The organism is Peptostreptococcus russellii, from assembly GCF_003012055.1.
In the GTDB taxonomy this organism is placed as follows: Bacteria; Bacillota; Clostridia; order Peptostreptococcales; family Peptostreptococcaceae; genus Peptostreptococcus; species Peptostreptococcus russellii.
The window spans coordinates 15,889-34,608 of sequence record NZ_JYGE01000006.1 but is presented as its reverse complement, the minus strand read 5'-3'; the positions used below and the strand labels follow the sequence as shown (position 1 = coordinate 34,608).

Sequence of the window (18,720 nt, the reverse complement as noted above, 5' to 3'; positions counted from 1 at the left end):
GTTAAAATATAATTTAAAAGGAGATTATTTATGAAAAAATTAGTATCAGTATGTCTTGGAATTATGTTGTTTTTATCTAGTTTAGCGATATCAAATGCTGATGAAAAGATTAATATTAGCAGAGTATCTGGATGGGACAGATATGAAACAACGGTAAATGCTAATAAAAAGTATATGAACAGTGCAAACGGTAATCTTGCGGTAATAGCTAGTGGAAATGATTTTAGAACGGCTCTGTATGGTAGTTATATGGCATCTTCTTTGAAAGTACCTTACTTTGTGAACCCTAAGCATGGAGTAAGAAGTGATATATTAAATGAATTAAAGAGATTAAATGTTAATAGAGTTTATATTATGGGGGACTATAATATATTAGATAAAAGTATAGATAATACATTGAAATCTAAAAGTATCAAAATTGAAAGATTTTACGATGGTATTAGTTATTTTGGCGAAATAGAAGGTAATATTGATGGTAAGATATTTTCAACATTTTTTGAAGGTCAACCAAGAGGAGAGGGAACTGGGATATTGATAAATGATTTAAAGTATCCAGATTTATTATCATCAATACCTTTTTTATCAGAATCTATAAGAAGTCAAGCGACGTATCTTATGGGAATGAAATCAGTGTATAATCGAGATTATTCAGATATAGAATATTTAAAGAATCCTTATAACTGGCAATATATAATAGGTGGATTTAATTCTGTTTCAGGGGAGTTTTCTACACACGATCAATATCAAGGTGGATTAGTTTATAATGATGGATATTACTCAGGTAGAATATATGGAAATAATAGATATAAAACATCTGTAGAAATTGCAAAAGCATATGAAACAGTATTTAACAAAAGAGTTAATACAGTTGTTTTAGTAAATGGAGAAGATTATCCAGATGCCTTATCATCAAGTTTAGTAGCAACTCAAAACAATGGAGTAGTACTTTTAACTCAGCCAAATAGATTAAATGAAGATACAGCCAATTACATAAAAAATAAGGATATAAAAAATGTAATTATAGTTGGTGGAGAAAAGTCAGTATCTAAAAATGTAGAAAATGAGCTGAAAAAGTTAAAAGTAAATGAAGAAACAATAAAAGATAACAATTCTAGCTATGAAGTAAATGCTAGTAAATTTGATAGGAACGGGATTCCTATGGATATTCTTGGTGAATTAAATCTGTCAAATGTTGAGTACTCAGTAGATTTTGATAAAGGTTATGATCTAGATGGATTTAGATAATTAAATAGAAGTTAGAAAAAAGAGCTAGGTAAATTTACCTAGCTCTTTTGATATTACAAAAAGGATTTAATTATTTATATATTTCTTATTTTGCGTCATCTACAGTCCAATGCTTCCAAACGTTTGATACTAAGTCTGGGCTTGGCTTTAGAGTCTTCTTTCCTGGCTGCCATCCTGAAGGAGTAACCTCTGCACCCTTGTGCTTTCTAACGTGCTGGTATGCTTGAATCTGTCTTAGAGCTTCAGATACATTTCTTCCAACTGGAGGAGTTAGTACTTCAAATGCCTGTACTATTCCGTCTGGATCTATTATAAATCTACCCCTAGTATCCACCTTACCTTCATCATCGTATATTCCATACATCTTTCCAACTTCACCGCCAGCATCAGAGCCCATCTTGTAAGGTACTCCACCGTCTACCATCTTTGAAAGTTCAGTATCATTCCATACCTTGTGTACAAATACGCTATCAACACTCATTGAAATTACTTCTACATCTATATCCTGAAATTCCTTATATCTATCAGCAACTGCTGATACTTCAGTAGCTCAGACAAATGTAAAGTCTCCTGGGTAGAAGCAAAGAAGTACCCATTTTCCCTTATAATCACTTAATTTAACACTTGTAAATTCTCCGTTATGATAGACTGGAACTTCAAAGTCCGGAGCCGGTTTTCCTATTTTTAACATATTCTGTGTTTCCTCCTTTATAATTGATTCTTCTATATTTTTATTAGTTTCTTCTACTTTATTGTTGTTGGAATTAGTTTTTGAACCACATCCAAATGCTTTTTTTTCTTCTGACATATAGTTACCTCCTACAAAACTATAGTTATAATCTATATACAACAATTTGAATATAGATTATTTAAATCAATGATAACACTTATCGATAATGAAAGTCAATACTTTTTTTAGAAAATTTAGAATAATAAAGGTTTTTTCTGAAAAATTTAATCTTATTTATCTTAACTATTGAATATTTTTCTTCTATATGATATTATTTAAAATGTAATTAGCTATGTTAAATTACATTTTTATAGTTTCAATTTTGTTATTAACTTAGATTGAAATTAGTATGTTAGACTACAATATTGGTTATAATTTTGCTGTACTAGATGGGGAGATAGCGGTGCCCTGTAACCCACAATCCGCTTCAGTGGGGTTGAATTCCATTCGGAGGCAATTCTATCAATGATGCAGTCCTATGCAAGTAGTGTTGATATACAGGTCCTAAGCAATGAAAACTCATGAACTCCGTCAGATTCGGAAGAAAGCAGCGGTAAGTGATCATTTTTGTGTGCCTTAGGGAAGCCTGTAAGTAGCCAACTACATAGGCAACGGTCAGAGCTAGGTGTCGATGAATGGTGTACAGCTTTAAACATATAAATTCAAATCCCAGTTAATGGGATTATTTTTTTTGGAGGGATATAATGCACAAGGCTTTGTATAGAAAGTATAGGCCTCTCATATTTGATGATGTCATAGGTCAGGAACATATAGTAAGAACCTTAAAAAATCAGATAAAAAATGATAGTTTAAGTCATGCATATCTTTTCTGTGGTACTAGAGGTACTGGTAAGACAACTACTGCAAAGATACTTTCAAGAGCAGTGAATTGTACAGGAGAGTCACCTATACCTTGCAATGAATGTCAAGTGTGCGAGAGTATATTAGATGGATCAAATTTAGATGTTATAGAAATAGATGCTGCATCAAATAACAGTGTAGATGATATCAGAGAGTTAAGAGATACAGTGAAATACACTCCCAACAATTCTAAATATAAGGTATATATAATAGATGAGGTTCATATGTTGTCTCAAGGAGCATTTAATGCTCTTTTAAAAACATTAGAAGAACCACCTTCCTATGTTATTTTTATTTTAGCAACGACTGAACCAAATAAAATTCCAGCAACAATACTTTCTAGATGTCAGAGATTTGATTTCAAGAGAGTATCTATAGAAACATTGATGCAACATATGAAGTTAATTTGTGAGTCCGAAGATGTAGATATAAACGAAGATGCATTGAAAATAATAGCAAGAAATGGGCAGGGATCTGTCAGAGATGCTCTTAGTATACTGGATAAATGTGTTGCTTTTACATCTGGGAAACTTTCGGCTAAGGATGTATTAGACTTATTAGGCTCAGCAGATCCTTCTCAGCTTTTAGATTTTGCAAGAGCAATATTAGATTCTAATATATCGGAATCTATGAAGTTGATAGACGATTATTTTATGTGGGGTAAGGATCTTAAGATATTAGTTCAAGATACAAGTTCTTTTTTTAGAAGTTTAATGATGATAAAGATATTCAATAAAGCGGATGATTTTATGGATCTTTCTAAAGAATATGCAGAAGAAATTACAAATCTGGCTAATTCTATAGAAATGGAAGAAATAATTAGGATATTGTCAATTTTATCAGAGTTGATGGATAGATTAAAGTATTCAACAAACCAGAGAATGACTCTTGAAATCTATATAATGAAGTTATCTTCTCCATCCACTGACAATACAAGTCAGTCTTTAATTAAAAGGTTGGAAAATATAGAAAAAATAGTAGAAGATGGCAAAATAAATATAACATCAAATATAGTGGCTCCCAATGCTTCGGCTTATGCTCAATATACAAGTGAAGAACAAAGTTTATCAAATATTGCAAGTGCAAGCTTGAAAGCGGATGATCCAATAGTAGTAGATGATAAAGTTGATATATTAGATAATGAAGAGTTACAAGATATAGTAGATGATTGGGATAGAATGTTGGAGCAGATGAGGGTCGATAAAAAGATGCCTTTGAGAGCATTTTTAGTGGAAAAACTAGACTTGAAGTATAAAAATGAGATTCTTTATGTAATATTTAATGAGGGATTTACATTTGCTATTGATAGACTAAATGAAGATGAAAATTATGCCTATATAAAGGCTACTATGAGAAAAGTGTTTGGTCTAAATATAGAACCTAGATTTATTCTTGAAAAAGATCTGGCAAATATGAGCTTTGAAGGTCCAAAAGATGAGGATAAAGAGGAAGAGCACATAGATGATGCTATAAAAACCCTAAAAGAAAGTTTGGGGGATAATTTAGAGATTCAAGATTAGTATTATATAAAAGTTGCATGGTGGCTATAATTACGGTAAAATAAGCTACATATGATTATTTCAAAATAGAATACAAAAAATTAAAATTAAGGATAATGAGGAGGAATTAAAATGGCTAAAAAAGGCGGATTTGGCGGAAAGATGCCAGGCGGAATGAATATGAACAACCTATTAAAGCAGGCTCAGAAGATGCAGGCTGATATGGAAAAATCACAGGCAGAACTAGAAGAAAAGGAAGTAGAAGCTTCTGTAGGTGGTGGAGCAGTAATAGTAAAGATGAATGGAAAGAAGGAAGTCACAGATATAGAAATTAAGCCAGAAGTAGTTGATCCAGATGATGTAGAGATGCTACAAGATCTTGTTTTGAGTGCAGTAAATCAGGCTATAAGAGAAATAGAAGAAATACAAAAATCTCAAATGAGTAAGTACACTGGAGGAATGAATCTACCTTTCTAATAAGAAAAGGGGACTCATTTATAAAATATGGAAAACTATAGTGAACCAATAGATAGACTGATCAATGAGTTTTCAAAGCTACCTGGTATAGGTAGAAAAACGGCTCAAAGACTGGCATTTCATGTTATAAATATGAACCCAGCAGATGTTGAAGGACTATCTAAGGCGCTTGTAGATGTAAAAAAAGAAATAAAATACTGCAAACAATGTTGTAATATTTCTGATTCTGACATTTGCCCGATATGTGCAAATTCTCATAGGGATTCATCTACTATATGTGTGGTTGAAGATCCTAGAGATGTTGCAGCAATGGAAAGAACTAAAGATTACAATGGAAAATATCATGTGTTGAATGGAGTAATATCTCCAATGGATGGAATTGGTCCTGAAATGTTAAATATTAAGGAATTAATTTCTAGATTGGGAGATGGTACTATAAAAGAACTCATAATGGCGACTAATCCAACAATAGAAGGAGAAGCTACAGCTATGTATATATCACGTCTTGTAAAGCCTATGGGGATTAAGGTAACTAGAATAGCCCATGGTCTTCCAGTAGGTGGAGATTTGGAATATGCAGATGATGTGACTATATCCAAGGCATTGGAAGGAAGAAGAGAAATATAAATTAGAGGTGATATATTTGGAAAGCTATGATGAAAATAAAGCAACAGACCTTCTAATTAAAAAGAGACACAATAAAAAAAAGGTCGGTGCGGCAAAAAAAAATTCGAGATACAAAAGAGTAAATGATAGTAGTGCATTTAGAAATAATGCTAGGCATTTTCAATATGACTATGAAGAAGATTACTATGAGCCGCCGATTAAAAAATAGCAAAAGAAAAGGTTGGGGAAATTCCCCAACCTTTTTATATTATTAATTTATTTATCTTTGCTTTAAAATTTGAATTTAAATCTTTGTCTCTTGCCTTTTATAAAAAAAAAGAAAAAAGAGAGCTAAAGTTTAGTAGTCCGTTGTGTTCAAGTTTTTTTAGAGCATTTTTCTTGTTTAGCAAAGAAGAGTAATCAACTTTGTATTTTTCGAAAATCTCTAGAGATAACTTAGCTATATTCTCTGAAGAGTTAAGCTTTTTAATTTCTTTTATATTTTCTTTTAACCTATTAAGTCTGTTTGGATTGTCTATTAAAACTTTTATTACAGATTTTATAGAAAATTTATCTGTTGTTCTGATAGCAACACCACAGTTTGTTAAAAAATCAAGGTTTTCACCTTCTTGTCCTGGTATAAAGTAAGGAATTACCATAGGAACATCCTTTAGCAGAGCTTCTGTAGTAGTCAAGCCACCTGGCTTTGTAACTAATATATCTGTAGCAGAAAGAATGTCGTTCATTATATTGGTAAAACCGATAATCTTTATATCAATATTTGTATCATAATCTGATACCCTTGATTCCAGACTGTTTTTTAAGGATTCGTTTCTACCAGTAACTACAAGAACTTGAAAATCACGATCTATCTGAGAAATTTCGTCCAGTGTGCCCTTGATATTTCCTGCTCCAAAGCTACCTCCCATAAGAAGTACAGTTTTCTTTGAAGGGTCCAATCCAAGCTCTTTTAAAACTTCCTCTCTAGGTCTATTTTCCATAAAAGATTTTTCAACAGGTATACCAAATGGTTTTATTTTATCTTCAGGAATACCATCCTCTATAAGAAGTTCTTTTACATATTCATCACCACATATATAAAAATCTATCTCATCTTGTAGATAAGAAGAGTGAGCTGTATAATCTGTAAGTACAGAAATCAGTGGAGGGAAGTTATAAGTTTCTTCCTTTGATTTTGCTACAAACTCATCAAATGCTTCTCCTAAATCTTCACCCCTTGCACCCTTTTTAAGTCTGCTAAGTGCAACTGAAGGGAAGGCATGTGTACTTATAATCAGATCAGGAAGTTCCTCTCTAATCATCTTTTTAAACTTTCTTGCCATCATTATAGATAGGGGATTATTCTTAAACTCATTGCTTGAAAAGAATTTTTTGTCAGATAAATTATAAATTTTACCATAAGCATATGGAGTATACTTTGCTGACATTTCATATCCTTCTGATATAACCTTGTCTACAGTTTGATTTACAAGCTTAAAGCTATCTATAATCTTACATTCTATTTTTTCACCATTAAAAGTTCTCATTTCCAATTCTTCTACGATGGCCTTGGCAGCTCTGTTATGTCCACCACCAGTAGAAGCAGTCATTATCAATACTTTTTTCATATTATGTTTGGCTATTAAGCCGCCTCCTTTCTATATATATAAATAAATATCACATAATAAAACTTAAAAATCTAACACTATTGTACTTGAATCTCAAGCAAACTCAATAAATATTAATTAAGTAAGTATATATGCTATACATTTTTATCAATTTCATATATGATTATAGAACATTATAATGGGAATTAAAAGCAAATTACATAAAACATTATGGAATCTTAAGATATTCTTAATAAGTGAGAAAAAGCCTTCTAATAATTAAATTAATAGCTTATACTATAAAAGTAGCTTAAATAAATAAAAACGTAAATTTATAGGCAAGTTTTCAAATGAAAATCAAAAAAAATGAAATATCCAAAAAAAAGTCATAAATTCTATTGACAATTAGATTATACTTTGGTATTATAATACTTGTCCAAAGGGACAGCAGTTGATAAATCGTTTAAGGTACTTGAGAATCAATGACTAAGGCTCATTGGTCAAGTGGTTAAGACTCCGCCCTCTCAAGGCGGCAACAGGGGTTCAAATCCCCTATGAGTCATAATATAATACGCGGGTGTAGCTCAATGGTAGAGTTCTGGCCTTCCAAGCCAGCTGTGAGGGTTCGATCCCCTTCACCCGCTCCATGTGGGAGTATAGCTCAGCTGGGAGAGCATCTGCCTTACAAGCAGGGGGTCACAGGTTCGAGCCCTGTTACTCCCACCATAGAAACAATATAATATAATAATGCGGCCTGGTAGTTCAGTTGGTTAGAATGCCAGCCTGTCACGCTGGAGGTCGAGGGTTCGAACCCCTTCCAGGTCGCCATTTTTTATTACAAACACACATGCTGGTGTGGCTCAATTGGTAGAGCAGCTGACTTGTAATCAGCAGGTTGTAGGTTCAAGTCCTATCACCAGCTCCATTAGGAGGATTTCCCGAGTGGCTAAAGGGGGCAGACTGTAAATCTGTTGTCTACGACTTCGGTGGTTCGAATCCACCATCCTCCACCAGTTTAATAAACAAGATGCGCGGATGTGGCGGAATTGGCAGACGCACTAGACTTAGGATCTAGCGCCTTTGGCGTGGGGGTTCGACTCCCTTCATCCGCACCAGTTTATTACTTATAATTAAAGATTAAATGAGCGGGAATAGTTCAGTGGTAGAGCGCGACCTTGCCAAGGTCGATGTCGCGAGTTCGAATCTCGTTTCCCGCTCCAATATAAAACCAATACTTATGTGGGTGCATAGCTCAGTTGGATAGAGCAACGCCCTTCTAAGGCGTGTGTCCGGGGTTCGAATCCCTGTGCGCTCACCATATAATGTAGGGGATTCGCCAAGCGGTAAGGCATATGACTCTGACTCATACATTCGGGGGTTCAAATCCCTCATCCCCTGCCAATTTAATTATAACGTGGATCATTAGCTCAGCCGGGAGAGCACCTGACTCTTAATCAGGGTGTCCGGGGTTCGAGCCCCCGATGATCCACCATTTAAGAATAATATGTGGCGGTATAGCTTAGTTGGCTAGAGCGTCCGGTTCATACCCGGAAGGTCACAGGTTCAAGTCCTGTTACCGCTACCAAGATTATTTGGACCATTAGCTCAGTTGGTTAGAGCGCCCGGCTCATAACCGGTAGGTCTGGGGTTCGAGTCCCTGATGGTCCACCATTTAATTTTAATTAAATAGTTTTAATATCGAGGTGTAGCGCAGTTTGGTAGCGCACGTGGTTTGGGACCATGGGGCCGGGGGTTCGAGTCCCTTCACCTCGACCATGGTGGGTATAGCTTAGTTGGTTAAAGCGCCAGATTGTGGCTCTGGAGATCGAGAGTTCGAATCTCTTTACCCACCCCAGTTTTTATTTTTAATATGGTAACAATATATGGCGACGTAGCCAAGTGGTAAGGCAGTGGACTGCAACTCCTTGATCTCCAGTTCGAATCTGGACGTCGCCTCCATATATTCCAAGGTAGCTCAATGGTGGAGCAACCGGCTGTTAACCGGTAGGCTGTGGGTTCGAGCCCCACCCTTGGAGCCATATTCAATATGCCGAAGTGGCGGAATTGGCAGACGCACAGGACTTAAAATCCTGCGAAACTTATACTTTCGTACCGGTTCGATTCCGGTCTTCGGCACCATGTAATTAACAAATTATATAAAGTAATATCCATATGTCGCGGAGTGGAGCAGTTGGTAGCTCGTCGGGCTCATAACCCGAAGGTCAGAGGTTCAAGTCCTTTCTCCGCAACCATTTTTTTTTCTGGCTCCTTGGTCAAGCGGTTAAGACACCGCCCTTTCACGGCGGTAACAGGGGTTCAATTCCCCTAGGAGTCATTTATTTATTTTTCGCGGGTGTAGCTCAATGGTAGAGTTCTGGCCTTCCAAGCCAGCTGTGAGGGTTCGATCCCCTTCACCCGCTCCATGTGGGAGTATAGCTCAGCTGGGAGAGCATCTGCCTTACAAGCAGGGGGTCACAGGTTCGAGCCCTGTTACTCCCACCAAAAATAAATACAAAATTATATTAATAATGCGGCCTGGTAGTTCAGTTGGTTAGAATGCCAGCCTGTCACGCTGGAGGTCGAGGGTTCGAACCCCTTCCAGGTCGCCATTTTTATACAAACACACATGCTGGTGTGGCTCAATTGGTAGAGCAGCTGACTTGTAATCAGCAGGTTGTAGGTTCAAGTCCTATCACCAGCTCCATTAGGAGGATTTCCCGAGTGGCTAAAGGGGGCAGACTGTAAATCTGTTGTCTACGACTTCGGTGGTTCGAATCCACCATCCTCCACCAGTTTAATAAACAAGATGCGCGGATGTGGCGGAATTGGCAGACGCACTAGACTTAGGATCTAGCGCCTTTGGCGTGGGGGTTCGACTCCCTTCATCCGCACCAGTTTATTGACAAAATTTTAAGAATTTGGGTGCATAGCTCAGTTGGATAGAGCAACGCCCTTCTAAGGCGTGTGTCCGGGGTTCGAATCCCTGTGCGCTCATTTATAAATAATAATGATGTTGGGGATTAGCCAAGTCGGTAAGGCACATGACTTTGACTCATGCATCCGTGGGTTCGAGTCCCGCATCCCCAGCCAATTAAAATTTAATATATTTACGTAATCTAATATTTATGGAGAGGTGTCCGAGTGGTTTAAGGAGCTGGTCTTGAAAACCAGTGATGCTTTACGGCACCGTGGGTTCGAATCCCACCCTCTCCGCCATAATAGTTGCCTGGATAGCTCAGTCGGTAGAGCAGGGGATTGAAAATCCCCGTGTCGGTGGTTCGATTCCGCCTCTAGGCACCATTATTTTGTGATAACGTGGCGGTATAGCTTAGTTGGCTAGAGCGTCCGGTTCATACCCGGAAGGTCACAGGTTCAAGTCCCGTTACCGCTACCATATTACGGATCATTAGCTCAGCTGGCAGAGCACCTGACTCTTAATCAGGGTGTCCGGGGTTCGAACCCCCGATGATCCACCATTCTTTAAAGATAGATTGCTACTAACCAATATGGATCATTAGCTCAGCTGGCAGAGCACCTGACTCTTAATCAGGGTGTCCGGGGTTCGAACCCCCGATGATCCATTTTTTTATATATCATAACATTATGGCGACATAGCCAAGTGGTAAGGCAGTGGACTGCAACTCCTTGATCTCCAGTTCGAATCTGGGTGTCGCCTTTTATATATATGTTTACGAAGGAAAATGCCTTCGTTTTTTTATGCCCAAAAATAATTGCAAGTAATTTGCATAAACATTTAGAAAATCATGGCATAAAAAGTTTTTTTATTGTAGAATATAGGAGTAAGATAATATAATTTAAGGAGGCAACAATATGAAAATAGCAGTTACAACTGAAAACGGTGTTATTTGCGGTCACTTTGGGCATGCTAAGAATTTTTCAGTTTTCACAGTAGAAGATGGAAAGATAATATCTAGAGAGGAACTAGATACTCAGGGAAATCATTGCTCAACAATGCCAGAATTCGTAGTTGAAAACAATATTAATGTTATAATTACTTCTGGAATGGGACAGGGAGCAGTTGATGGACTAGCAGCAAAGGGTATAAAGTCATTCTCAGGAGTTGCAGGAGACCCAGAAAAGGCAGTTATGTCATATCTTGATGGAACTATATCAGATATGGGAGCAAACTGTGCTGGACACGGTGATCACGGTTCTTGCCATCATTAATTAATAGAAATTGATTGATGAATAAAGCTAATAAAAATAGTATCTACTTTTGATAATACAAACAAAGGTAGATACTATTTCTTTTAATTACTTGAAAAAAGAAAGTTTATATGATATAATATAAAGGTATTATTTTGTGATATGTGCTCGTAGCTCAACTGGATAGAGTACTTGACTACGAATCAAGGGGTTGTGGGTTCGAGTCCCGCCGGGCGCACTTAAAGCTGTTTCTAAACTAGAAAATCTAGATTTGGAAACAGCTTTTTTTTATAAAATTATAAGGATTTTACTAATTATATATGCTTTTATATAAAAATAAGAATAGAAATTACTATTTTTTTCTATATGGTCTATAATAAGTATATGGGAGTTTACTGAAAAACAAAAAATATTTAAGTAGCAAAAAAGATTCGGGCAATAGAAAAATCCAAGTAAATATATAGATTCAAGTAAATTGCTAAACTTAAGAGATAGATAATTATAGGTAAGTATAGTAGTTCAATCAAATGAAATATAAAATAATAAGTAGCAAAAAACTAAGTAATAGAAAAATATAGACAATATAAAGGGTAATTATGATGCTAAGAGATAAATAGTATTAAAATAAATATCGAATACTTTATAAGGAAGGTGGTTCTTGTGACTTTTATAATTTTAATGATAGTAATAGTTGCTAGTTTTATATTTTTGATAGAAAAAAGAAAAAAATCAAGAAGACTGATTGAAAAAACTATACCTCATATAGATTTTGATCAGAATTCCAATGAGCTAGATTTGGTTCATATAAGCGATATTCACTATTTAGATCCAAGTTTGACAGACTACGGTCAAGCATTTGTGAGGAATGTGGAAAAGGGAGATGCTAAGACGGTTAGATATATAGATCAAGTTTTAGACTCTTTCATATTAGAGATGATTAAGAAAAAGCCAGATGCAATAATAGTCAGCGGTGATATTAGCTACAATGGTGAAAAAGCAAGTCATCAAAAGATAGCAAAGAAGTTTAAAATCTTAAAAGATAAAGGTATAGATGTTTTGATAATTCCAGGGAATCACGATATAGACAATGAAAAAGCTAAAAGTTTTATACTTGATGAGGAAAAAAGAGTTGATTCTGTAAGTAAAGAAGAGTTTAAGGAGATTTATTCGGAGTTTTCCTATTCTGATGAAGATCCAAAAGTGATAGGAAGGGATAAGAATTCTCTTAGCTATATGTATATGATAAATAATTTCCAGTGTATCTTGATGATAGAAACCAGCTGTGGACAAAATGATCTACATATATCAAATCAAACATATAAATGGATTGAAAAAATGCTCAATATAGCTAGTATTAATAACTTATCGGTTATTTCGGTTACGCATCAAAATATACTTGCACACAATAAGATGTTTATATCAGGCTATAAGATATCAAATAGCTCTAAGTTAATCAAGTTATTTAGTGACCATAATGTAAGATTAAATTTAAGTGGTCATATGCACATACAACATATATCGAAAAATGAAGGAGTATTAGACGCTGCAATAGCTTCTGTGGCCTTGTATCCTCATTTATATGCTAGTATTCATGCAGATGCAAGAGGAAGTATAGAATACGAATCTCAAAGTATAGATGTAGAATACTGGGCAAAAAAATATGGTTGGAAAGATGATAAACTCTTAAATTTTAATGAAATTTCTAAAGAGTTTTTTATTGATTGCACAAAAGATCAGATAGAGCCTGTTTTGAATAAAATAAATATAAGTCTAGAGGAAAAAAGAGAAATGATGAATTTTGTGATAGATACAAATCTATTTTATTTTTCAGGAAGAATGAAAGAAAGAGAAGATTTAAATATAGAAAATATAAACTATAAAAGATGGAAAAAATATGGTGAGGAAACATTTTTAATATCTTATCTAGATAGTATATATATGGACTTTGATTCTTCACATAATAAATTTGAAATTAAAATGTAGATATTTGTTAAAATGGTTGTGTAGTTGTGTAGTTGTGTAGTTATTCGGTTATATAGATATGTAATTATATAGTGATATAGTTACAAATAAACATAATAATTTAAACATAAGTAAAAATAAGGTCACGCAGGATAATGCGTGGCCTTAAATTTTATCAAATAATTAAAATGTAGCTATTTATAAATAATTAAATCCGAGTTAATATACTAATCTAATTTCTTTTTAGCGATTAATATTTCAGCATCGATTGTAATATCTCTAACATCGCTCCAATCAATTTCGTCTGTATCGATATTAAATAGTAGAGGGGTCATATGTATAAGAGAGTCTCTTTCCTTGCTAGAGAGTTTATAAGTAGCGGAAGTCTTTTTATGGTCAAGTATTTGAAAAGATTCTTCAAAGCATTTAATAATTTCTAGATTTGAATAGATTTCCTTATTCAATTTATCCTTGACCTTTTCTCTTATTTCTTTCAAATGATTTTCACCAGGTATTACCTTCAAAAGAAAAGCATCATTTTTTAATATTCTTTTAAACTCTTTATAGTTTGCTGGAGAAAAAATATCTAAAATACAATCAATTGACGAATTTTGTATTGCTATATCAGCCAAATCAGATACAAAGTATTTTACAGAGTTAGAATTATCACCCTTACTAGCTAAAACAATAGAATCCTTGGATATATCAAAAGAATAGATATCAAGATCTTTAGAAGACATCTGATTTATACTATTAGAATAATATCCTTCTCCACACCCTATATCCAAAATCTTATTAATTTGATTATTATCTATAAAGTCCACTATTTCCTTGAGTATATGATCATAAAATCCTGATTCTAGTATTAGCCTTCTATTTTCAAAAGATGATTTATCATAAAGTTTTTGTTTTTTGGAATTCATTAAAAGGTTTATATAACCTTGCTTTGCTATGTCGAAGGAGTGCTTATTTTCACATTTTAAACTTTTTCCATCTAGATATAGAGCTAAATTACATATGGGACATCTAAAGCTTTCTTCGGCTTTCTTAAACTTACTTATTTTATCATTATTCATAATTGCCTCCTTGATATACTATTTATATTTTAAGCAGCTGGCTATAATTTCTTTTATCATGCAAACTAGCTAGTATTTCTATTTATCATAAAAGAGCTATAAAACTTTAAAGTTTTATAGCTCTTTAGCGTCCCCGAGAAGATTCGAACTTCCGACCCCTCGCTTAGGAGGCGAGTGCTCTATCCGACTGAGCTACGGAGACATATTATTTATAAAAACCAGCTTCTTATTAATTCAATTTAAATTAGTAAAAACTCAATAAAAGAAAGTTACTTTATATTTAAAGTGAACTTACTTAATAAGAGTTATTCTAATTCTATAATATATATAATATCATAAATTTATAATATTTGCCAATTAAAAATGCTTCATAAGAGCAGTGCTTTAGATACTTAGAAGGCATAGTATAGAAATACAAGAAATACATATAAAAAACATAAGAAAGAAGGTAATAACTTTAGAATACAAAAAAATAACATGAAAATGCTTATTTAGAGCTTTAAAAGAAAGTTGGAATAGAAAAGAGCTTTATGGTAAATCAAGTTTATAATACAAAAATATAGCAAAAAGTAAACTTCATAATATAAAACTTAAATAAATAAACAAAAAAAGGCATTTTAAGTTAAAAAAAGTGGGCGAGATTTTTATCAATCCGCCCACTTTATCTCGTTAATAAATTGTCCAAAAATTCCACCTAATTTCTATCTAGAGTCTAAAATCACGTCTCCTTTTAGTTTCTTAGTGAAGTTAGTCGAATAACATGATCATTCTGTAAAGAAGATTGTTCTTTAAGAATTTCTCTTCATCCTTAGTTAAATCAAGTCTTTCGTTAGCATTGTTCATTCTTTCATCCATTTTCAATAATTCCTTTTTCATAATCGTTACCTCCCTTTAAAAGTTTGTTATAATTCCTGTTAAGTATTGTTATTTATTTATCTTTCTATCTTTATTATAACACCTATAATTAAAAGGTCAACCCTTTTTTGAAAGAAAAAATATAAGGGATTTTTAAAATTTTCCATCAATTTAACTTAATAAAGGAATAGTATTTAAAATTTATTTTTGATTGAGTTTTGCATACTTAAATAAGGTAAAACTGTATTTAATAAGAAAATACTTCAAAAGATTTTTTTGTGTTTTTTTGATGTTTTTCTACAAAAAGTGAATAATTTAATTCATAACTTTCTAGGAATTGCAAGTGCTCAGGTATACACTTTGTGAAAACATTTTCACGATATATTTGCTTTATTAAAGTAAAGAAAGTAAGGTTTATAATCATGATTAATACACTTTAATAATGAAGGTATCAAAAAAAGGCTTGCTGAGTATTTTAGGGCAAGCCTTATCATCTTTAAATATTAATGCAAAATAATGTTATATAAGAAAAAAGAGTTGTTTTATAAGTTATGTATATTCTTAAAGTTCTTTAGGGCACCAATCATACCAGCATCATTTTTTAGTTTTGCAAATTTTATCTCAGTGCCCTTATATATAACCTCAGGAAGATACTTTTTCATTTTTTCATCAATCCTTGGTTTAAAGTAGGATTCTTGAGCCATAATACCACCACCAAGAAAGATAATAGCTGGATTAAATGTAAAGCAAAAGTTAGAAATTCCTATTGCTAGATTTTCAATCATATTATCAACTGCCTCTATTGCCAAGCTATTTCCCTTTTCAATTTCTTCAAAGACCATTTTTCCGTTAATGCTTTCAGGATCTCTTGCAAGTTTTTTCTCTAAAGAGCAAGTCATAGCATAAGTAGAAGCCAAATCCTCAAATCGACCATCAGGAATAATAGTCTTACCAATTTCACCAGCACACATAGTATTACCTCTTATAAGCTCACCGTTGTTTATTAGACAAGCTCCTATACCAGTTCCTACTGTAATCATAGCTAGCAAGCCTGAAGATGGGCTATCATCTAGCCATAACTCTCCTAGACCAGCACAATTAACATCATTTTCAAGCTCACATAAAAGATTAGTTCTTTTTTCAAGTATAGATTTTATATTTAAGCCTGAATAATTGGGAATTAAATGATTATCAGCATGAAGTACGATACCATTTTTAGAATCAATCATTCCATGAGAAGAAATAGCTATTCCAGATAATTTATAAATATTTTTAAAATAGTTAATCTTATCTATAAGCTTTTCTATAATCCCTCTTCCTCCCACACTTCTGGCATCAGAGTCCATATTACTTTTATGGATAATTTCACCATTTTCTTTTAAAATACCATATTTTATAGATGTAGCACCTATATCAAAACAAATAAAGTTATTCATATAATTTATATAAACAAGCGTTAAGGCTTGTATCCTCCCTTCCAAACAATCATTTGTATTTAATAAATTATTTAATAAATTATTTACTAGAATTGAAATAAAAGTAGATAATAATTAAAAGTTCAAGATAAGTATAGGATAAAAGGAAAGAATAATCAATAATATATAAAAGATGTAGGTGAAAAAGATAAAGTTCTAGTGTTAATTAGAGAAGTAGTCTAGTAAAAAATGAAATAATCTTTTGATAAAGATCATATATTATATCTATGCAAGAAAATATATGAAAAAAGTGAAGTAGTCTAGCAAAAATGAAAGAATCTTTTTATTAAGATCTTATATTAGATCTAGAAGAGAACTCTTATTTGATATCAGATTATATATAAAAATCAAATAAGATTAGAATTCTAATGAAAATAAAGCTTTTATAGAAAATATGAATAAAAATATAAATTATAGTTTGTTTTTATTAAATATAGGTTAATAATTATTGATTTAATGTTTTTTAGAATGTAAACTAGAGGTGTAGAGTCTGTAAAAGTTGAATTTTAAAATTAGAGTTAATAAAGGAGAGATTGTTATGCAGAGAAGACTGTATAGATCAGAAAAATATGTGATGATTGCAGGAGTATGTGGCGGAATAGCTGAGATTTTTGACGTAGATCCAACAATAGTTAGGATTATATGGGTACTAATCTCATTACTTTGGGGTGCAGGATTAATATTATATATAATAATGGCAATAATTGTACCTAAAAAGAGTGAAATTGACTATAGATAGTTTTTTGGAGTGTGTACCTTGAGCTTCTAAAGAGTTCTAGTTTTAATTTCCAAAATTTATAGCTTAATATAAAAAGTGACTGAGAAATAGATGTTTATTATTTTATATCTATTTCTTTTTTTGCTGTAATTAAGTCTTTTATAGAATATTTATATAACTTTTAGATAGAAAAATAAAATACCAGAAAAATAGAATATACTCTTATTGTATAAAGTAAGCTTTTACTTATATTTTGCTTGTTGTTAATGCTTATCAATGTTAGAATGGTAAGGGAGTTTTATTTGTAGTTAGAAATATAAAGAAAAAAATTAAAATTTGGAAGGAGAAAACATATGAAGAATATTAAATTCAACCCATCTGGAGTTTGTTGTAAAGAGATGGAGATAATACTAAATGATGATAATACAATAGAAGATGTTACTTTTGTAGGAGGGTGTCCTGGAAATACTCTAGGAATTAAATCTCTAGTAAAGGGAGAAAAAGCTCTAGACATTGCAGAAAGACTTGAAGGAATTACATGTGGTGGAAAGAAAACATCATGTCCTGATCAGCTTTCTTTTGCTTTAAGAGATGCTGTAAAGTAGTCTAGTATTTATATGAAAGATACTAAAGGCGATGTGATATCATCACATCGCCTTTTTATTATAGAAAATAATAATTTAGAAGATAGTATAAATATATAAGTTTATAGAACAAAGCTTAATATTAGTGATCTTCTGGAATACAGTTACACTTTATATTGTCATTTGCAGTTTTTTTCTTTAAAAGATTTTCTAATCTTGATATATCATCAGAAGACAAGTCATTGTCATTAATTAATTGATAAATAACATCAGCGACTGATTTACTACAAATATTTGAATTAAAGTTTCTAGTTAGATATTCTAGAGTGGATTCCTTTGAAATAAGAGCTGAATAAACAAAATAATTGCTTACTTTCTCTGTTCCTAGAAAGCCTTTATCTACCAATCGACTGAGAAGAGTTTTGACAGTAGTATTTTTCCAATCCTTTTTCTTTTCCAATATAGAGCTAAGTTCTCTACTAGTTGCAGAGTCCTTTTCCCAGAGTATATTCATCACTTCTAACTCAGCATCACTTATATTGCAGTTACAAATTCTCATAGAATAAGCCTCCCTTTATTTTATAGTCAGTTATTATATAATAATCTACACTTGTAGTTGTTATTTGTCAATATACAGATATGGCGATTGTGTCTATTTATTTATATGAATACACGCGTATAAACATATTTTAATATGTTAATTTATAAAAAACTCAATTAACTTTAAGAAGAAAATATTTAATAGTTATTAAAAAAAGTAAAAGAAGAAAGTAAAAGAAGAAAGTAAAATAATAAAGTAAAATAATAAAGTAAAAGAAGTAATATAAGAAGTAATATAAGAAGCAATAAAAGAAGCAA

The 18,720-nt window shown here is 32.6% G+C and carries 15 protein-coding genes, 36 tRNA genes and 1 other RNA gene; 45 read left to right on the top strand and 7 right to left on the bottom strand.

The window, feature by feature from the left end; translation table 11 throughout:
- Positions 1 to 30 precede the first annotated feature (30 nt).
- A complete protein-coding gene (locus tag UF10_RS06945) occupies positions 31 to 1,245 on the top strand; it encodes a cell wall-binding repeat-containing protein (protein ID WP_106777063.1) in 1,215 nt (404 codons plus the stop codon).
- Between the two features lie 85 nt (positions 1,246 to 1,330).
- Here the strand turns inward: UF10_RS06945 and prxU are convergent, their stop codons facing one another.
- A complete protein-coding gene (gene prxU / locus UF10_RS09300; protein ID WP_106777062.1) occupies positions 1,331 to 2,053 on the bottom strand; it encodes a thioredoxin-dependent peroxiredoxin in 723 nt (240 codons plus the stop codon).
- A gap of 302 nt (positions 2,054 to 2,355) precedes the next feature.
- Here prxU and ffs point away from each other — a divergent pair.
- From ffs to UF10_RS06915, 5 genes are all read left to right on the top strand, one after another.
- Positions 2,356 to 2,621, top strand: an RNA gene (gene ffs, locus UF10_RS06935) — signal recognition particle sRNA large type.
- A gap of 58 nt (positions 2,622 to 2,679) precedes the next feature.
- Complete coding sequence (gene dnaX / locus UF10_RS06930) at positions 2,680 to 4,356, top strand: DNA polymerase III subunit gamma/tau (RefSeq protein WP_106777061.1); 1,677 nt, start codon at positions 2,680 to 2,682, stop codon at positions 4,354 to 4,356.
- A 111-nt stretch (positions 4,357 to 4,467) separates the two neighbouring features.
- The gene (locus UF10_RS06925; protein ID WP_106777060.1) at positions 4,468 to 4,812 is read left to right on the top strand and encodes a YbaB/EbfC family nucleoid-associated protein; all 345 of its coding nucleotides are present in this window, start codon (positions 4,468 to 4,470) and stop codon (positions 4,810 to 4,812) included.
- 27 nt (positions 4,813 to 4,839) lie between these two features.
- A complete protein-coding gene (recR, locus tag UF10_RS06920; RefSeq protein WP_106777059.1) occupies positions 4,840 to 5,439 on the top strand; it encodes a recombination mediator RecR in 600 nt (199 codons plus the stop codon).
- Between the two features lie 16 nt (positions 5,440 to 5,455).
- On the top strand, positions 5,456 to 5,647 hold the full coding sequence (locus tag UF10_RS06915) for a hypothetical protein (protein ID WP_106777058.1): 192 nt from the start codon (positions 5,456 to 5,458) through the stop codon (positions 5,645 to 5,647).
- 97 nt (positions 5,648 to 5,744) lie between these two features.
- Here the strand turns inward: UF10_RS06915 and UF10_RS06910 are convergent, their stop codons facing one another.
- Positions 5,745 to 7,046: an MGDG synthase family glycosyltransferase gene (locus tag UF10_RS06910; protein ID WP_106777057.1), complete on the bottom strand. Its 1,302-nt coding sequence runs from the start codon at positions 7,044 to 7,046 to the stop codon at positions 5,745 to 5,747.
- A 469-nt stretch (positions 7,047 to 7,515) separates the two neighbouring features.
- Here UF10_RS06910 and UF10_RS06905 point away from each other — a divergent pair.
- From UF10_RS06905 to UF10_RS06725, 37 genes are all read left to right on the top strand, one after another.
- A tRNA-Glu gene (locus tag UF10_RS06905) sits at positions 7,516 to 7,587 on the top strand.
- An 11-nt stretch (positions 7,588 to 7,598) separates the two neighbouring features.
- A tRNA-Gly gene (locus tag UF10_RS06900) sits at positions 7,599 to 7,672 on the top strand.
- A 3-nt stretch (positions 7,673 to 7,675) separates the two neighbouring features.
- A tRNA-Val gene (locus UF10_RS06895) sits at positions 7,676 to 7,751 on the top strand.
- 25 nt (positions 7,752 to 7,776) lie between these two features.
- Positions 7,777 to 7,853: transfer RNA gene (locus UF10_RS06890), tRNA-Asp, on the top strand.
- Positions 7,854 to 7,874: 21 nt separating this feature from the next.
- A tRNA-Thr gene (locus UF10_RS06885) sits at positions 7,875 to 7,950 on the top strand.
- A 3-nt stretch (positions 7,951 to 7,953) separates the two neighbouring features.
- A tRNA-Tyr gene (locus tag UF10_RS06880) sits at positions 7,954 to 8,038 on the top strand.
- Positions 8,039 to 8,056: 18 nt separating this feature from the next.
- Positions 8,057 to 8,140, top strand: a tRNA-Leu gene (locus UF10_RS06875).
- 30 nt (positions 8,141 to 8,170) lie between these two features.
- Positions 8,171 to 8,245: transfer RNA gene (locus UF10_RS06870), tRNA-Gly, on the top strand.
- A 21-nt stretch (positions 8,246 to 8,266) separates the two neighbouring features.
- A tRNA-Arg gene (locus tag UF10_RS06865) sits at positions 8,267 to 8,343 on the top strand.
- A gap of 8 nt (positions 8,344 to 8,351) precedes the next feature.
- A tRNA-Gln gene (locus UF10_RS06860) sits at positions 8,352 to 8,426 on the top strand.
- 15 nt (positions 8,427 to 8,441) lie between these two features.
- A tRNA-Lys gene (locus UF10_RS06855) sits at positions 8,442 to 8,517 on the top strand.
- Between the two features lie 16 nt (positions 8,518 to 8,533).
- Positions 8,534 to 8,610: transfer RNA gene (locus tag UF10_RS06850), tRNA-Met, on the top strand.
- Between the two features lie 9 nt (positions 8,611 to 8,619).
- Positions 8,620 to 8,696 (top strand) — tRNA-Ile (locus UF10_RS06845).
- Positions 8,697 to 8,724: 28 nt separating this feature from the next.
- Positions 8,725 to 8,801: transfer RNA gene (locus UF10_RS06840), tRNA-Pro, on the top strand.
- Positions 8,802 to 8,803: 2 nt separating this feature from the next.
- Positions 8,804 to 8,880: transfer RNA gene (locus UF10_RS06835), tRNA-His, on the top strand.
- Positions 8,881 to 8,910: 30 nt separating this feature from the next.
- Positions 8,911 to 8,984 (top strand) — tRNA-Cys (locus UF10_RS06830).
- Between the two features lie 5 nt (positions 8,985 to 8,989).
- Positions 8,990 to 9,064 (top strand) — tRNA-Asn (locus UF10_RS06825).
- A 10-nt stretch (positions 9,065 to 9,074) separates the two neighbouring features.
- A tRNA-Leu gene (locus tag UF10_RS06820) sits at positions 9,075 to 9,164 on the top strand.
- A 37-nt stretch (positions 9,165 to 9,201) separates the two neighbouring features.
- Positions 9,202 to 9,277: transfer RNA gene (locus UF10_RS06815), tRNA-Met, on the top strand.
- An 11-nt stretch (positions 9,278 to 9,288) separates the two neighbouring features.
- Positions 9,289 to 9,360 (top strand) — tRNA-Glu (locus tag UF10_RS06810).
- Between the two features lie 14 nt (positions 9,361 to 9,374).
- Positions 9,375 to 9,448, top strand: a tRNA-Gly gene (locus UF10_RS06805).
- A 3-nt stretch (positions 9,449 to 9,451) separates the two neighbouring features.
- Positions 9,452 to 9,527 (top strand) — tRNA-Val (locus tag UF10_RS06800).
- A 30-nt stretch (positions 9,528 to 9,557) separates the two neighbouring features.
- A tRNA-Asp gene (locus UF10_RS06795) sits at positions 9,558 to 9,634 on the top strand.
- A gap of 19 nt (positions 9,635 to 9,653) precedes the next feature.
- Positions 9,654 to 9,729: transfer RNA gene (locus tag UF10_RS06790), tRNA-Thr, on the top strand.
- Positions 9,730 to 9,732: 3 nt separating this feature from the next.
- Positions 9,733 to 9,817 (top strand) — tRNA-Tyr (locus UF10_RS06785).
- Positions 9,818 to 9,835: 18 nt separating this feature from the next.
- Positions 9,836 to 9,919, top strand: a tRNA-Leu gene (locus tag UF10_RS06780).
- A 26-nt stretch (positions 9,920 to 9,945) separates the two neighbouring features.
- A tRNA-Arg gene (locus UF10_RS06775) sits at positions 9,946 to 10,019 on the top strand.
- A gap of 20 nt (positions 10,020 to 10,039) precedes the next feature.
- Positions 10,040 to 10,115: transfer RNA gene (locus UF10_RS06770), tRNA-Gln, on the top strand.
- 37 nt (positions 10,116 to 10,152) lie between these two features.
- Positions 10,153 to 10,241 (top strand) — tRNA-Ser (locus UF10_RS06765).
- Positions 10,242 to 10,249: 8 nt separating this feature from the next.
- Positions 10,250 to 10,325: transfer RNA gene (locus tag UF10_RS06760), tRNA-Phe, on the top strand.
- Between the two features lie 17 nt (positions 10,326 to 10,342).
- Positions 10,343 to 10,419, top strand: a tRNA-Met gene (locus tag UF10_RS06755).
- 6 nt (positions 10,420 to 10,425) lie between these two features.
- A tRNA-Lys gene (locus UF10_RS06750) sits at positions 10,426 to 10,501 on the top strand.
- A gap of 32 nt (positions 10,502 to 10,533) precedes the next feature.
- Positions 10,534 to 10,606 (top strand) — tRNA-Lys (locus UF10_RS06745).
- Positions 10,607 to 10,630: 24 nt separating this feature from the next.
- Positions 10,631 to 10,701 (top strand) — tRNA-Cys (locus UF10_RS06740).
- A 155-nt stretch (positions 10,702 to 10,856) separates the two neighbouring features.
- Positions 10,857 to 11,213 carry a NifB/NifX family molybdenum-iron cluster-binding protein gene (locus tag UF10_RS06735; protein WP_106777056.1) on the top strand — a complete coding sequence of 119 codons (357 nt, stop codon included), beginning with the start codon at positions 10,857 to 10,859 and terminating at the stop codon, positions 11,211 to 11,213.
- 143 nt (positions 11,214 to 11,356) lie between these two features.
- A tRNA-Arg gene (locus UF10_RS06730) sits at positions 11,357 to 11,430 on the top strand.
- A 422-nt stretch (positions 11,431 to 11,852) separates the two neighbouring features.
- A complete protein-coding gene (locus tag UF10_RS06725) occupies positions 11,853 to 13,175 on the top strand; it encodes a metallophosphoesterase (protein ID WP_242969070.1) in 1,323 nt (440 codons plus the stop codon).
- A 206-nt stretch (positions 13,176 to 13,381) separates the two neighbouring features.
- Here UF10_RS06725 and UF10_RS06720 read toward each other — a convergent pair whose 3' ends face one another.
- The 4 genes from UF10_RS06720 to UF10_RS06710 all read right to left on the bottom strand — a co-directional run bounded on the left by UF10_RS06720 (position 13,382) and on the right by UF10_RS06710 (position 16,521).
- Positions 13,382 to 14,230 carry a putative RNA methyltransferase gene (locus tag UF10_RS06720; protein WP_106777055.1) on the bottom strand — a complete coding sequence of 283 codons (849 nt, stop codon included), beginning with the start codon at positions 14,228 to 14,230 and terminating at the stop codon, positions 13,382 to 13,384.
- A gap of 128 nt (positions 14,231 to 14,358) precedes the next feature.
- A tRNA-Arg gene (locus UF10_RS06715) sits at positions 14,359 to 14,432 on the bottom strand.
- 545 nt (positions 14,433 to 14,977) lie between these two features.
- Positions 14,978 to 15,106, bottom strand: a complete 129-nt coding sequence (locus UF10_RS09405) for a hypothetical protein (protein ID WP_278309094.1) — start codon at positions 15,104 to 15,106, stop codon at positions 14,978 to 14,980.
- A gap of 521 nt (positions 15,107 to 15,627) precedes the next feature.
- On the bottom strand, positions 15,628 to 16,521 hold the full coding sequence (locus UF10_RS06710) for an ROK family protein (protein WP_106777054.1): 894 nt from the start codon (positions 16,519 to 16,521) through the stop codon (positions 15,628 to 15,630).
- A gap of 577 nt (positions 16,522 to 17,098) precedes the next feature.
- Between UF10_RS06710 and UF10_RS06705 the strand changes: the two genes are divergently transcribed.
- Positions 17,099 to 17,299 carry a PspC domain-containing protein gene (locus UF10_RS06705; protein WP_106777053.1) on the top strand — a complete coding sequence of 67 codons (201 nt, stop codon included), beginning with the start codon at positions 17,099 to 17,101 and terminating at the stop codon, positions 17,297 to 17,299.
- Positions 17,300 to 17,631: 332 nt separating this feature from the next.
- Positions 17,632 to 17,883 (top strand): TIGR03905 family TSCPD domain-containing protein, encoded by a 252-nt coding sequence (locus UF10_RS06700; protein ID WP_106777052.1) that lies wholly within the window; start codon positions 17,632 to 17,634, stop codon positions 17,881 to 17,883.
- 121 nt (positions 17,884 to 18,004) lie between these two features.
- Here the strand turns inward: UF10_RS06700 and UF10_RS06695 are convergent, their stop codons facing one another.
- Positions 18,005 to 18,421, bottom strand: a complete 417-nt coding sequence (locus tag UF10_RS06695) for a CopY/TcrY family copper transport repressor (protein WP_106777051.1) — start codon at positions 18,419 to 18,421, stop codon at positions 18,005 to 18,007.
- Between the last annotated feature and the right edge of the window lie 299 nt (positions 18,422 to 18,720).

Coding starts and splice junctions, on each gene's coding strand:
- UF10_RS06735 (WP_106777056.1), top strand. CDS start 10,857: ATGAAAATAGCAGTTACAACTGAAAACGGTGTTATTTGCGGTCACTTT.
- UF10_RS06705 (WP_106777053.1), top strand. CDS start 17,099: ATGCAGAGAAGACTGTATAGATCAGAAAAATATGTGATGATTGCAGGA.
- recR (WP_106777059.1), top strand. CDS start 4,840: ATGGAAAACTATAGTGAACCAATAGATAGACTGATCAATGAGTTTTCA.
- UF10_RS06710 (WP_106777054.1), bottom strand. CDS start 16,521: ATGAATAACTTTATTTGTTTTGATATAGGTGCTACATCTATAAAATAT.
- UF10_RS06945 (WP_106777063.1), top strand. CDS start 31: ATGAAAAAATTAGTATCAGTATGTCTTGGAATTATGTTGTTTTTATCT.
- UF10_RS06910 (WP_106777057.1), bottom strand. CDS start 7,046: ATGAAAAAAGTATTGATAATGACTGCTTCTACTGGTGGTGGACATAAC.
- UF10_RS06695 (WP_106777051.1), bottom strand. CDS start 18,421: ATGAGAATTTGTAACTGCAATATAAGTGATGCTGAGTTAGAAGTGATG.
- dnaX (WP_106777061.1), top strand. CDS start 2,680: ATGCACAAGGCTTTGTATAGAAAGTATAGGCCTCTCATATTTGATGAT.
- UF10_RS06925 (WP_106777060.1), top strand. CDS start 4,468: ATGGCTAAAAAAGGCGGATTTGGCGGAAAGATGCCAGGCGGAATGAAT.
- UF10_RS06700 (WP_106777052.1), top strand. CDS start 17,632: ATGAAGAATATTAAATTCAACCCATCTGGAGTTTGTTGTAAAGAGATG.
- UF10_RS09405 (WP_278309094.1), bottom strand. CDS start 15,106: ATGAAAAAGGAATTATTGAAAATGGATGAAAGAATGAACAATGCTAAC.
- UF10_RS06720 (WP_106777055.1), bottom strand. CDS start 14,230: ATGAATAATGATAAAATAAGTAAGTTTAAGAAAGCCGAAGAAAGCTTT.